At 61.8% G+C, this 13,216-nt stretch carries 13 protein-coding genes; 2 read left to right on the top strand and 11 right to left on the bottom strand.

Annotation, left to right across the window (positions count from 1 at the left end; translation table 11 throughout):
• The first annotated feature begins 10 nt into the window (after window positions 1-10).
• Window positions 11-853, top strand: coding sequence for a fumarylacetoacetate hydrolase family protein (locus tag KUG85_RS19580; protein ID WP_223006449.1), 843 nt, complete (start codon window positions 11-13; stop codon window positions 851-853).
• A gap of 21 nt (window positions 854-874) precedes the next feature.
• On the top strand, window positions 875-1,798 hold the full coding sequence (locus KUG85_RS19585; protein ID WP_223006450.1) for an NAD(P)-dependent oxidoreductase: 924 nt from the start codon (window positions 875-877) through the stop codon (window positions 1,796-1,798).
• Between the two features lie 3 nt (window positions 1,799-1,801).
• Here KUG85_RS19585 and KUG85_RS19590 read toward each other — a convergent pair whose 3' ends face one another.
• The 11 genes from KUG85_RS19590 to KUG85_RS19640 form a co-directional block, all read right to left on the bottom strand.
• The gene (locus tag KUG85_RS19590) at window positions 1,802-2,242 is read right to left on the bottom strand and encodes a PACE efflux transporter (protein WP_223006451.1); all 441 of its coding nucleotides are present in this window, start codon (window positions 2,240-2,242) and stop codon (window positions 1,802-1,804) included.
• 131 nt (window positions 2,243-2,373) lie between these two features.
• Complete coding sequence (gene ltnD, locus KUG85_RS19595) at window positions 2,374-3,270, bottom strand: L-threonate dehydrogenase (RefSeq protein WP_223006452.1); 897 nt, start codon at window positions 3,268-3,270, stop codon at window positions 2,374-2,376.
• 26 nt (window positions 3,271-3,296) lie between these two features.
• Window positions 3,297-4,199 carry a carbohydrate ABC transporter permease gene (locus tag KUG85_RS19600; protein ID WP_065817841.1) on the bottom strand — a complete coding sequence of 301 codons (903 nt, stop codon included), beginning with the start codon at window positions 4,197-4,199 and terminating at the stop codon, window positions 3,297-3,299.
• Between the two features lie 11 nt (window positions 4,200-4,210).
• The gene (locus tag KUG85_RS19605) at window positions 4,211-5,140 is read right to left on the bottom strand and encodes a carbohydrate ABC transporter permease (RefSeq protein ID WP_065817842.1); all 930 of its coding nucleotides are present in this window, start codon (window positions 5,138-5,140) and stop codon (window positions 4,211-4,213) included.
• Between the two features lie 74 nt (window positions 5,141-5,214).
• Complete coding sequence (locus tag KUG85_RS19610; protein WP_223006453.1) at window positions 5,215-6,531, bottom strand: ABC transporter substrate-binding protein; 1,317 nt, start codon at window positions 6,529-6,531, stop codon at window positions 5,215-5,217.
• 124 nt (window positions 6,532-6,655) lie between these two features.
• Window positions 6,656-7,720 carry an ABC transporter ATP-binding protein gene (locus KUG85_RS19615; protein ID WP_065817844.1) on the bottom strand — a complete coding sequence of 355 codons (1,065 nt, stop codon included), beginning with the start codon at window positions 7,718-7,720 and terminating at the stop codon, window positions 6,656-6,658.
• Window positions 7,721-7,976: 256 nt separating this feature from the next.
• Entirely contained in the window at window positions 7,977-8,732 is a 756-nt protein-coding gene (locus KUG85_RS19620; RefSeq protein ID WP_065817845.1) for an ATP-binding cassette domain-containing protein, read from the bottom strand.
• A gap of 3 nt (window positions 8,733-8,735) precedes the next feature.
• Window positions 8,736-9,941, bottom strand: a complete 1,206-nt coding sequence (locus tag KUG85_RS19625) for an alanine racemase (RefSeq protein WP_223006454.1) — start codon at window positions 9,939-9,941, stop codon at window positions 8,736-8,738.
• Window positions 9,942-9,962: 21 nt separating this feature from the next.
• Window positions 9,963-10,922, bottom strand: coding sequence for an ABC transporter permease (locus tag KUG85_RS19630; protein WP_223006455.1), 960 nt, complete (start codon window positions 10,920-10,922; stop codon window positions 9,963-9,965).
• Between the two features lie 73 nt (window positions 10,923-10,995).
• Window positions 10,996-12,060, bottom strand: a complete 1,065-nt coding sequence (locus tag KUG85_RS19635) for a substrate-binding domain-containing protein (RefSeq protein ID WP_223006456.1) — start codon at window positions 12,058-12,060, stop codon at window positions 10,996-10,998.
• Window positions 12,061-12,117: 57 nt separating this feature from the next.
• Entirely contained in the window at window positions 12,118-13,176 is a 1,059-nt protein-coding gene (locus tag KUG85_RS19640) for a substrate-binding domain-containing protein (RefSeq protein ID WP_223006457.1), read from the bottom strand.
• Between the last annotated feature and the right edge of the window lie 40 nt (window positions 13,177-13,216).

Below are 13,216 nucleotides of genomic sequence, written 5' to 3' on the forward strand. Positions count from 1 at the left end.
GAATACCGATATGAAACTGTTGCGTTACGGTCCGGCGGGTCGGGAAAAACCGGGCATGCTCGCTGCCGATGGCACCCTGCGCGATCTTTCCGGCGTCGTTGACGATATTGCCGGCGACGTCATTTCGCCGGCGGGCCTCGACAGGCTGCGCGCCATCGATCCGCAGACCCTTCCGGCCGTCGATGGAAATCCCCGCCTCGGCCCCTGTGTCGCGGGCCTTCAGAAGATCATCTGCATTGGCCTCAACTATTCCGACCATGCCGCCGAAACCGGCGCCGAGCCTCCGGAGGAGCCCATCGTTTTTGCCAAGGCGCTCAACGCGCTGTGCGGCCCCAATGACGATGTCGAACTCCCGCGCGGTTCAAAGGCGCTCGACTGGGAGGTTGAACTCGCCGTCATCATCGGTTCGAAGACCAAATATGTCAGCGAGGCCGACGCGATGGATCACGTCGCCGGTTTCGCCATCATGAACGACGTCTCCGAACGCGACTTCCAGACAAAGCGCTCTGGACAGTGGACCAAGGGCAAAAGCCACGACACGTTTGGCCCGCTGGGGCCCTGGCTCGTCACCCGCGATGAAGTGGCCGACCCGCACAATCTGGACATGTGGCTCGACGTCAACGGCGAGCGCCGCCAGACCGGCAACTCAAACACGCTGATCTTCAACGTGCCGCACGTCGTCTCCTACCTCTCGCAGTTCATGACGCTGATGCCCGGTGACGTGATCTCCACAGGCACCCCTCCCGGCGTCGGCATGGGCATGAAGCCGCCCCAATATCTCAAGGCCGGTGACGTCATGACCCTGTCCATTGCCGGACTTGGCGAGCAGCGCCAGACCGTCGTCAACGCCTGATCGCAATATCTGGAGCCCGTCATGAGCATCAAGAACGTCACCGTCATCGGCACCGGCATCATGGGTGCCCCCATGGCACGAAACATTGCCAGGGCGGGCTTCAATCTCACCGTCTGGAACCGCACGCGCGCCAAGGCGGAGGCCCTTTCAGACGTTGCAACCGTCGTTGATGATCCCCGCTCAGCCGTCGCCAGCGCCGATGCCGTCGTGACGATGGTCGACAATTCACCCATCGTCACCCAGATCTATTTCGGCGAGAATGGCATCGTGGAAGCCGCACCGAAGGGCGCGCTTTTCATCGACATGTCGTCAATCCAGCCTGCGGTCGCGCGCGACCACGCCGATGCGCTTTCAAAGACGGGGCACCGGCATCTCGACGCGCCGGTGTCGGGCGGTGAGAAAGGCGCGATCGAGGCGACGCTCGCCATCATGGCCGGCGGCGAAGCTTCCGATTTCGCAGAGGCCGAGACGCTTCTGTCCGCCATGGGCCGCGCGACGCATGTCGGCGTTCATGGCGCTGGTCAGGTCGCCAAGCTCGCCAATCAGGTGATCGTCGCCGTGACCATCGGTGCGGTGTCGGAGGCGATGCTTCTGGCGCAGGAAGGCGGCTGCGACCCGGCCGCACTGCGCGATGCGCTGATGGGCGGTTTTGCCACCTCCCGCATACTGGATCTGCACGGCGAACGGATGGTCGAGCGCAATTTCGTGCCGGGCGGCCCGCTCGAACTGCAACTCAAGGATCTGGAGAATGCGCTTGAAGTGGCCCGCAGTGCCGGGCTCGCGCTTCCCTTGACGGAAAAAACCCGCGACGCATTCCACACGCTGGCCCATGAGATGAAGATGGGCCGTCACGATCACGCTGCCTATCTTCTCTGGCTCGAAGCCATCAATTCCGGCAAGCGGCTGGGCACGGGCGAAACCAGCGCCCCGCCGCTCAAGGCATGACGATCAGGCGCTGTGCGCTGCGGAAGCTGGCTTCTCCGACACCGGGAAGATCACGTCATATGCCCAGTTGAACACGAAGGCGTAGACCAGGTAGAACACCGCGAAAGATGCGTTGACGAACAATGCGTCCAGCACCGGAACACCGAGGAACAGCGCCGTGGTGGGCATGAGGACCACCAGAAGCCCGCCTTCAAACAAAAGCGCGTGGACGACGCGAACAGGCACGGATTTGCGTACACTGCCGGTGAGCCTTCGCAGGGCGTGATCGAAGCCGAGATTGTAAATATAGTTCCACAGTGTGGCGATCGTGGCGCTCACGATGACAACGACGCCCATGTCGAACATGGGCTTGCCGAACAACCATGAAGCGGCCGGTGTAACGATTAGAAGGGCAATCAGCTCGAAGCTGATGGCATGGCGAATACGATCTGCAGCGGTGCGCATACTGCTCCCCATCTGGTTCTCGGGCCGTCCCGACATGATTCCCTGGATGGGGGAGGTCGTCCTCGCTTTCGAGCGGAATATAGGCGCACGCGGGGATCATGCAAGAGTGATTTTTTGACACTATCAGACGTCTACTCTTCGGGATTCTTGCCCGGTAGCGTGATGCCGGGAAACATCTTGATGACGGCGCTGTCATCCCATCGTCCGTAGCCGGCCATGCTTGCCGAGGCAAACATCGTATAGGCAGTGGAGGCAAGTGGCAGCGGAAACCCGAGCGCGCGCCCCGTATCGGTGACAAGCCCCAGATCCTTTACAAAAATATCGACCGTGGATCGTGGCGTATAGTCCCCGTCCACCACATGACGCATACGGTTTTCGAACATCCAGGAATTGCCGGCAGCATTGGTGACCACCTCATACATGGTCTCGAGCGGGATGCCGGCCCGTGTGGCCAGCGCCATTGCCTCCGCGCCGGCAGCGATATGCACGCCTGCAAGAAGCTGGTGGATGACCTTGACGGCCGCGCCATCGCCTATCCGGTCGGAAATGCGGAAAACCCGCTCCGCCACGGCATCCAGCACCGGCGCAAGCCGCTCGAACGCCTTCTCCGACCCTGCCGCCATCACGGTCATCGCGCCCTCACGCGCCTTGGCCGGCCCACCCGAAACCGGCGCGTCGAGCATCATGTGCCCCGCCTGCTCCAGGTCCGTGCCAAAACGGCGCGCATCGTCCGCCGAGACCGTCGAAGAGATCATGACAGGCGTTCCCGCCGGCAGCTTTCCGGCTATTCCCGCCTCTCCGAAGAGAACGCTTTCCACCTGCTCGGCATTGACGGTGAGGATCAGCACGGCCTCGACACGACAGGCAAAATCGAGCCCCCGCGGCCCGGTCTCCCTGGCCCCCGCATAGCGAAGTTCCGCACGGGCCTCACAACGCGGGTCCACTCCGAAAACCTCGTGCCCGGCACGCACGAGCGAGAGCGCCGCCCCCATTCCCATCGACCCGAGACCGACCACCATCACCCGCATCGCTCACTCCCAAAAGACCGGAATTATCATTCCTTCACTGCACCCGTCATGGACGAGACGTAGTAATCGACGAAGAAGGAATAGAGGATAACCACGGGCAGGGAGCCAAGCAACGCGCCCGACATCAGCGCCCCCCATTCATAAATGTCGCCGCGCACCAGCTCCGTCAGAACGCCGACAGGCACCGTCTTGTTCTCCGACGAGGAGATGAAGGTAAGCGCGTAGATGAATTCGTTCCACGACAGCGTGAACGCGAAGATGCCGGCCGAGATGAGACCGGGCACGGCCAGCGGCAGGATCACCTTGGTCAGGATCTGCCAGCGCGTCGCCCCGTCCACCAGCGCGCTTTCCTCCAGCTCGAAGGGGATGCTGCGGAAGTATCCCATCAGCAGCCAGGTGCAGAACGGGATCAGAAAAGTCGGATATGTCAGGATCAGCGCAAGACGTGAATCGAAGATCCCCACCTTGAACACGATGAACGCCAGCGGAATGAACAGAATGGATGGTGGCACGAGATAGGCGAGGAAGATCATAAGTCCCGTCACCCGCGCGCCCGTGAACCGCACCCGCTCGATTGCATAGGCAGCAAAGACCGACGCGGCGAGCGAGATGAAGGTCGAGGCAAAGGACACCAGCATCGTGTTCCACAGCCACCCCGGATAGGAGGTTTCGAACAGCAGGAATTTCACATGTTCGAGCGTCGGCTCGATCACCCAGAAGGGGCTGTAGTTCCTGTAGTCCGTGAGCTGGTGATCCGGCTTTATAGCGGTAATCGCCATCCAGTAGAACGGGAACAGCAGCACGAAAACGAACACAGCGAGCGGCAGATAGACCGTCACGATGCGCCGGGGCAGCGTGTTGAACTGCTCCATGCCTTCCGAATCGTCGTGAAGGCCGGCCTGTTTTGTGTTTTGGGTGATCTCGCTCATGGCCGTCCTCCTCAGTCGCCGCCGCCCTGCTGCCATTTGCGACGCTGCAATCCAAAGAAGGAGAACAGGATCGCCGCCAGCAGGAATGGGATCATCGCCACGGCAATTGCCGCGCCCTCGCCCAGTTGCCCGCCGGGAATGGCGCGCTGAAAAGAAAGGGTTGCCATCAGATGCGTTGCGTTGACCGGCCCGCCGCGCGTCAAAACGTAGATGAGCTGAAAATCAGTGAAGGTGAACAGCACTGAAAACGTCATCACCACGGCGATGATCGGCGTCAGCAGCGGCAGCGTAATCTTGGTAAAGCGCTGCCACGAGGTCGCCCCGTCCAGGGCCGCTGCCTCGTTGAGCGACTGCGGAATGGTCTGCAGGCCCGCCAGCAGCGAAATCGCCACAAAAGGAATGCCGCGCCAGACATTGGCCGCGATCACCGACGCCCGCGCGTTGCCTGGGTCGCCAAGAAAATTGATCGGTTCGCTGATGATACCGAGATTCATCAGCACATGGGAAATGATCGAAAACTGGGAATCGTATATCCACCAGAATGCCAGCGCTGAAAGCACGGTCGGCACCACCCAGGGCAGGAGAATAATGGCGCGGAAAAATGTCTTGAACGGCAAATGCTGGTTCAGGATCAGCGCAAGCCACAGCCCCAGAACGAATTTCAGAACAGAGGCCACCACGGTGTAAAGCATGGTGTTGAACACCGAGAGCCAGAAGACCGGATCGTCAAACAGCCAGATATAGTTTTCGAGCCCGACGAAAATGCCCTCGCGCCCGATCCGCGCATCCGTAAACCCGAGCCACACGCCCAGCCCCAGCGGATAGGTGAGAAAGCACAGAAGAAACACCGCCGCCGGAAGCATGAACAGAAAGCCGAGCCCGTTGCGGCTTTCCAGAAGCCATCCCAGGATCGAAAAGGAACGCGCGGGCCTGGCCTGCATGGGTCATCCTGCCTTTCTTGATACTGACCTGCATGAAGAAGCGGCGCCGGCGATCGGCCGGCGCCGCCTGTCCATCAGCGGTAGTAGCGCGCGATGCGCCGCTCCGCGTTGGCAATGGCCTCTTCGGGCGTGCGTTGTCCGGTCACTGCCTCGGCAAACATGTCGACCAGCACATAGTCGGCCATGACGCCGGCCGATGCCGGTCCGAGCGGGCCTGCATAGCCGTTGGGCCGCAGCGAAGCCGAAGCCTTGGCATAGGGCGCGTGAACCGGGTTCGAGGTCCAGACAGGGTTGTTCTCGAAGCCTTTGAGAGCCTGACAGCAATAGGCGCTGGCACCTTCCAGCCACGCATTCATCCGGTCTGCCTGATACATGAAGGCGAGGTAGGCCTTGGCCGCCTGCGGATATTTGCAGTGATTGAAGATCGAAAGGGTCGAGGTCTGGTGCAGCTCCACCGACTTGCCCACCGGGCCAATCGGCAGATTGGTGGTGCGGATGTCCTCGGCGATTTCCTTTAAGGCCTCGTCCTTGGTCGCCGCATAGTAAAGCGAAACACCGTTCGCCGTGAGCGACACCTCGCCGGCAAGAAAGGCGCGGTTGTTGTTGATGTCGAGCCAGCTTTCCGTGCCCGGAATGAACGTTTCATAGAGCGCCTTCGCATAGTCGATGGCCGCTTTCGTCTCGGGGCTGTTGATCGCCACCGCACCGTTCTCGTCCACCGTCATGCCGCCATGGCTCCACAGAAGCCAGTGCGCATAGTTGTTGCCGTCACCAACCGCCTTGCCGTGCGGGAAGCCCGCCGGCGTGCCATTGGCCTTCATCGCCTTGCACAGTTCAAGGAAGCCGGCCGTGTCCTGCGGGAACTCGCTGAACCCGGCCGCCTTCATGTGGCTGTCGCGATAGCACACGGCATTGCCGATGGCGCAGAGCGGAATGGCGATAAACTTGTCGCCCTGCCGGGCGTAGCCCTCAAGGCCCTCATACCAGCCGCCATGCTCCTCGCCGAGTGCGTTGGCCAGGTCCGTCACGTCCACCAGCTTGTCGGGATACTGGAAGGGATCGTCGAACCAGCTCATCACCATGTCCGGGCCAGATCCGACATTGGCCGCCACCGCCGCTTTCGGGCGCACGTCCTCCCAGCTTTCCTGGTCGATGCGAACCTCAACGCCCGTGGCCTCGGTGAAAGCGGCGGTGTTGGCGTTCCAGGCCTCCTCTTCGCCCGTCACGAAAGGCACCCAGCGCAGAAGGCGCAGTGTGGCCCCATCTTCCGGTGTAAACATCGATGCCGTTGCCTGCGCCAGCGCATGCCGCGTTCCCAGCGTTCCCGCCAGAAGGCCACCGGCGGCAAGACCCGCCGTTCCTGAAAGAAATTTCCTGCGATTGATCGTCATTGCACGTCTCCTCCTCAAATCTGCGGGCATCCTCCCGATGCCGCAAAGCGATTGACTGCCGCATTAACGCCGGGCACCGGGGTGCCCTGTCCTGGCGCCGCCCTCCCCGGCAGCGCCAATCCGATCATGCCGAGAGTCTCTGCCCTCCCTCCGCGTCGAAAAGATGGATTGCTTCCGGATCGATGGAGACCTTCAACTCATCTCCCGGTCCGGCCTTGATGCGCTCGCGGAAAACGCAGGTCATCTCATTGCCATCGAGCTCGGCGACGACATGGGTTTCAGACCCCGTCGGCTCCACCACCTTCACACGCAGGGCAACGTCGCCGCGCAGGTGGATCGCTTCGGGACGGATACCGCAGATCAGCTTCTGGCCGGGCTTCGCCGCCCCTGCATTGGCCACGGCAATACGTTGCCCCTGCCCGGTTACGAAGACGCCGGGCTTGCCGTCTTCCAGCTTTCCCGGCGTCATGTTCATCGCCGGCGATCCAATAAAGCCCGCGACGAAGAGATTGGCCGGACGGTCATACAGTTCGAGCGGTTCGCCGACCTGCTCGACAATGCCGTCATGCATGACGACAATCTTGTCGGCCATGGTCATGGCCTCGATCTGGTCATGGGTCACATAGACTGTCGTGGTCTTGAGCCGCTGGTGCAGGTTCTTGATTTCAGAGCGCATGGAAACGCGCAGTTTCGCATCCAGATTCGAGAGCGGCTCGTCGAAGAGAAACACCTGCGGATTGCGCACAATCGCCCGCCCCATGGCGACACGCTGGCGCTGACCGCCGGAAAGCTGGCGCGGGTAGCGGTCGAGCAAATGTGTGAGGCCAAGGATTTCGGCCGCCGGCCGAACCTTCGCCTCGATGTCCGATTTGGGCGCCCCCTTGAGCATGAGCGAGAACCCCATGTTCTCGGCCACGGTAATGTGCGGATAAAGCGCATAGTTCTGGAACACCATCGCGATGTCCCGTTCCTTGGGCGGAAGCGCATTCACCACCCGGTCGCCGATCACGATCTCTCCCGATGTGATGTGCTCGAGACCTGCCAGCATGCGCAGCAGGGTCGACTTCCCACAGCCGGACGGTCCGACCAGGACGACGAACTGTCCTTCCTCGATGTCCACCGAAACGCCATGCAGAACTTCCACCTGGCCAAACGCCTTGCGGACATCGCGAAACTTCACTGTGGCCATTAAGGCTCCTCCCTCCTTAATGTATTCATTATTGCATAGTGGCTGCAATCCGAATGGAGCGCAACCTGCAAAACAAGGAACATCAGGAAGTTTCTCAGATTCGGCACCACTTCGATAACGTATGCATCGTGAAACGACGGAACAAGCGGATGACGGCGCGGTGCTTCACGCATCGCGCCGTCTCAACGGCATCAGGTCATGAATGGAAACGAAAATGCCTGCCGCGCCGGGTGCGGGTACCCGGCGGCGAATTGCTTCAGGCGAGACCGGTGATCATGGATACGATCTCGTTCTTGTCCGTTTTCGCAGTGTCGCGCACGCCGATCTGGTTGCCGCGCCGCAAAACGCAGATCCTGTCCGAGAGGCGGAAAACCTGGTCGAGGCTGTGGCTGATGATGAGGATCGCCAGATTGCGGGCCTTGAGCGACTGGACGATTTCCTCCACCTTGGCCGTTTCGGCGACACCGAGCGCGGCGGTCGGCTCGTCGAGAAGGATCAGCTTGGTGGCCCAGTGCGTCGCCCGCGCAATGGCGACACCCTGCCGCTGACCGCCCGAAAGATCGCGGATCATCGCACTGGCCGATGGAATCCGGACATCCAGTTCGTCGACAAGCGCCTGCGTTTCCTGCATCATCGCGCGGCGGTCGAGCATGCCGAAAGGCTTACGCACTTTCTCGCGGCCGAGAAAGAGGTTCATGTAGACGGGCTGAAGGTCGGCGAGCGCAAGATCCTGATAGACCACCTCGATGCCGCTGGAACGCGCCATGCTGGCATCGGAGAAGCTGACCGCCTCGCCATCGAGCCGGATGGTGCCCGAGGTCGGAGCATGCACGCCGGAGATGATCTTGATCAGCGTCGACTTGCCTGCGCCATTGTCGCCAACCAGCGCAACGATCTCGCCGGCTTTCAGGTCGAGCGAGAAATCCTGAATGGCGACAACCCCGCCAAACGCCTTGTGAATGTTCTTCAGTTCGAGAACGGGTCCATTCCCGGCTTCCGATTTCGCTGACATAGCTTACCTCAACTCCGGCCAGTCTTGCGCCACCCCGAACGGGTTCTCGATGGTCACCACTTTGGGATCACCGCTGGAAACACCGGAAATCCCCACCGTGTAGGCGCGGGTGACGAAGGCCTGCCCCCGGAAACCGAAGACGACACTGTCGCCCGCCTTGGGCTTAACTGCGCCCGTCGTGTCGATCATGCCGTAATAGTCGATTGCCGAGGGTGGCGGAATTTCCACGCTGGCCATCGCACGCGCCGAAGCCGTCGGCGTGTCGGACACGATTGCCTGAACATCGTAATCCGGGAAAACCGGATCGATATAAAGCCCGCCGCCGAAACAGTAGGCGCGCTGCTGGTGAAGATGCGAAACCTCCGAGAGGTAGAGCACGGCAGGGCGCTCCGGCAGGTCCTCAATGGCGTGAAGGGGCGTCGTGCCGTGCAGGCCGTTGCCCGGCTCACACTGCGTTGCGCCCGCCTCGGCCAGCGTGTCGAGCACGATTGACGAAGTGGTGCCCGGCGCGTTCACCTCCACATCGGTGCGACCGATCTTCGCCAGCGCTTCGGCGGCACGGGCGAGCGTCGAGAGGTTGTGCGTGGGCAGAACCTTCTTCTTTTCCTGATCGTAAAGCAGCGCCGGGAATGTGGTGAGACCAGCGAACCGCGCACCATCCAGTCCGTCGATCATCGCCGCCACATCGGCGATGTCCTCCGCAGGGAAGCCGCCCTCATGCCCGCGATAGAACGTGTCGTTCTCCGTGTGGATCCGCGCGAGGAGAGACTGCGTGCGCCCGGCAAGCTTTGCCGCGTGGGCGGCCTCCTGCGCCTTCTCCCTGCTGAAAACGGTCCAGAAATCGGGCGCCAGACGCGATGCGGCCATCGGCGCTTCATGGCGCGGCACCTGCACCAGATGGCCGAGGTGCCCGGTCTTGAGGCCTGCACGATCGCAGGCCACCGCGCATGCCATGTCCACGGCCACGGAACGGTCGATGCCGCCGCGCATGACCGCCCGGCAGAATCCGCTGTTCCGCCCCACCTGCTTGGTCATGGCGAACACTTTCAGGCCATGCCTGTCGGCAGCGGCGCGGAAATGCCGGGCATTTTCCTCCACCGCATCCAGGTCGAGCAGATAGGCATTGGCTGGCACCCTGCCCTCCTGATGCAGGCGGATTGCCGCTTCGATGAATGCGGGATTGCGGCGTCTAAGAACATCGAGAAACATCGGACTTCTCCAGAATTCGGATCAGGCGCGTGTGGTGTCGCGCAGGGAAATGGCAACGGCCAGAAGGATGATGAGCCCGCGCACGATCATCTGATCGGAGACCGAGAGCCCCATCAGGATCAGCCCGTTGTTCAGCATGCCCATGAGAAGCGAGCCGACGAGCGCGCCGATCACGGAGCCCTTGCCGCCGTTCAGCGCCGTGCCGCCGACGATCACGGCCGCGATCACCGTCATCAGGTCGCTTTCGCCGAGCGTGTATTTTGCCGCCTGCAGCCGCCCGGCATAGAGCAGCCCGGCAAGCCCGGCACAGCCGCCGCTTATCATCAGCACCGCAAGACGGATGCGCGGAACCTTGATGCCGGAAACCTGCGCGGCGCGCGCATTGTCACCGGTCGCGATCACATGCGCGCCGAACCGGCTCTCGCGGTAGACCAGATGGCCGACGATCACGGCGGCAAGCGTCCACAGCACAAGCGAGGGGATGCCGAAAACCGAGCCCGAACCGAAGAAGCCGGTGAACGTGTCGCTCAGAACCGGAATTGAGCGCAAATCCGTCATGGAGCGCGCCACACCGGCAAAAAGCCCCATCGTGGCCAGTGTCACAAGAAAGGATGGCAGGCGCAGATAAGCGACCATCATCCCGTTGATCCAGCCAATGGCCAGCCCCGCGCCGAGCCCGGCAAGAATGCCGAACAGCATGGAATGCTCTTGCATCACCACGGCGGCCGCGAGGGCTGCAACGGCAACGATGGAGCCGAAGGAAAGATCGATCTCGCCCGCCGAGAGAACGAAGACGAGGCCGATGGCCATGATCGTCGCCGGCGCGGTCTGGAGCACGATGTTCGAGAGGTTCCTGGTGGTCAGGAAGCCGTCATCCGCGAGCGTGATGGCGAAGAAGAGAAAGATCGCGATGAAGCCCAGATAGATGACGCTGCCCTGCAGATCGAACTTTCTGGCTATCGCGGATGTGCGCTTGAACATGTGACATCTCTGAAAAAACTGAACGGGTTGGCAGGCCGTAGGTTCAGGATCCGGCTACGGCCCGCCGGAGTTGTTACTGGGCCGCGGCCCTGACGCTTTCCGGCGGCTGCCGGTTCATCGACTGCATCCAGCCATCGACAACATTGTCGGAGCCGACACTCAGCGCATCGACGACGAGGAAAGGCTCCACCGTCTTGTCGAGCAGGCCCGCTGCCGCCGCCCGCGCCGCCGTAACGCCGATCTGATAGGCCTCGTCGGCGATGATCGCGGCGATGTTGCCACCCTTCAGCATGTCGAGCGCGGCAGGCTCGTTCAAATCGATCGTTACCACCTTGGTCCGGTCGTTGGACTGCTGACGGAGAACGGAGAGCACGCCCAGAGCCGGCTCGGCCCATGGAGTATAGATGCCGTCGAGATCGGGATTGCGCGAGAGCATGGCGCTTGCAATGTCCTCGGCATTGGCCGGGTCGGTCATGCCGGATTCGATCACGATCTCGATTTCGGGATACGCGTTTTCGATGGTCCATTTGAACGCACCGTCGCGCTGATTGGTGACCGGAAAATCGGCATCGTGGAACATGTAGCCCACCTTGCCCTTGCCGCCGATGGCTTCGGCCAGCGCCACAGCCGCCTTGTTGCCGATCTGAAAGAGATCGGCCGAAACCACGGTCGTGTAATCCTCACCATGGGTGAAGCCCTGCACCGCATTGTCGATGAAGACGAGCTCGACGCCCGCATCCCTGGCAACGCCATAGACGGACTTGGCCGTCGGCGGATCGATGGGCAGCGATACGATGATGGAGGGATTGCGTGCCATCACCGTTTCCACATCGGCCTTCTGGCGCGCGGTGTCGAAACCCGCATCGGTCTCCGCGACCACCTCGATGCCAAGTCGGGCGAATTCATCCTTCGCACCCTGCGCGACGGCGTTCGACCAGTCATAGAGTTCGTGCCAGACGAGCGCGGCGGTGTGGCCGCCGGACTTTATGGTCTCGATATCCGCATCGCTGAGGGTGAGCGAAGCCGCCGGCGTTGGCGCCTCACCGTTCGGCCCGACCGTCGCGGGCTGTTCGGCAAAGGCCATCGCGGTTGTCACTGCCAGAAGCGGAACCGCTGCAATAAGAGCTTTGAGTTTCATATCGTTTCCTCCCGTTTCCCCGTTTGGCGGCCGCGCCCGGCGGCCGCCGCGCAGGCATTATTTCCCGGCCTGCATCACGCTTTTCGGCGCATCCACATGCAGCGACTGTTGCCAGGCTTCGCCCACATTGTCGGCAGTGGCGGTCACAGCCGGCGCAACGATGAAAGGCGGCGTCTCTTCACCGATCAGAGCCAGTGCGCCGGTCGCCGCCATGGCGCGACCAAGCTCGTAGGCTTCATCGGCGACGATGGCGGCCACATTGCCACCACGCACCATGTCGAGCGCGACCGGTTCGCTTAGATCGAGCGTGACCACCTTCGTGGTCTTGTTGCCATTGGCGCGCAGGGCGGCCAGAACACCTTCGGCAGGCCCCGCCCAGGTCACGAAGATGCCGCCGATATCCGGGTTTTTCAGAAGCATCGCATTCGCGATCTCTTCTGCCCGCGCGGGATCGCTGATGCCCTGTTCGGCAACGATCTTCATTTCCGGATAGTCGTTTTCGATGGTGGTCTTGAAGGCGTTGTCACGCTGGTTGGTCACGTAATAATCGGCATCGTGATAGACCCAGCCCACCGTGCCCTTGCCGCCCATGGCCTTTGCCAGCGCATCGGCGGCCTGCTTGCCCATCTGGAACAGATCGTCGGTGACAATCGCCGCATAGTCGGCACCGTGCTTGTAGTCTTTCGGCAGGTTGGAGAGGAAAACAAGCTTCACACCCTGCGCCTTCGCTTCCTCGAAGGCCGCAGCCGATGTCACCGGGTCGAGCGGCAGCGAAAGAATGATGTCCGGCTTCTTGGCCATGGCCGTTTCGATGTCGCTGCGCTGCTTGGCGGCGTCGAAACCGGCGCTGGTGGTTGCCACCACTTCAATGCCAAGTCGCGCGAACTCGTCGCTTGCGCCGGCCGTCACCGCATTCACGAAATCCGACTGGTCGTGCCACAAAAGGGCTGCGCGGTGGCCGCCTGCCTTCAGGCCTTCGACCTTATCGTCGGGAACCGAAACCTCGGCTGTGGGCGTAGCGGTCTCGCCCTGCGGACCAACGGTCTGCGCATAAGCGCCACCCGTGATGAAAAGCGCGGAAAGCGATGCCGCGCGCAACAGATTGACTATCGACATGATTTTCTCCTCTTCCCCTTCTCTTTGCCCCTTGCGGGCG

This window comes from Nitratireductor rhodophyticola, assembly GCF_019891355.1.
GTDB classification, from domain to species: Bacteria; Pseudomonadota; Alphaproteobacteria; order Rhizobiales; family Rhizobiaceae; genus Nitratireductor; species Nitratireductor rhodophyticola.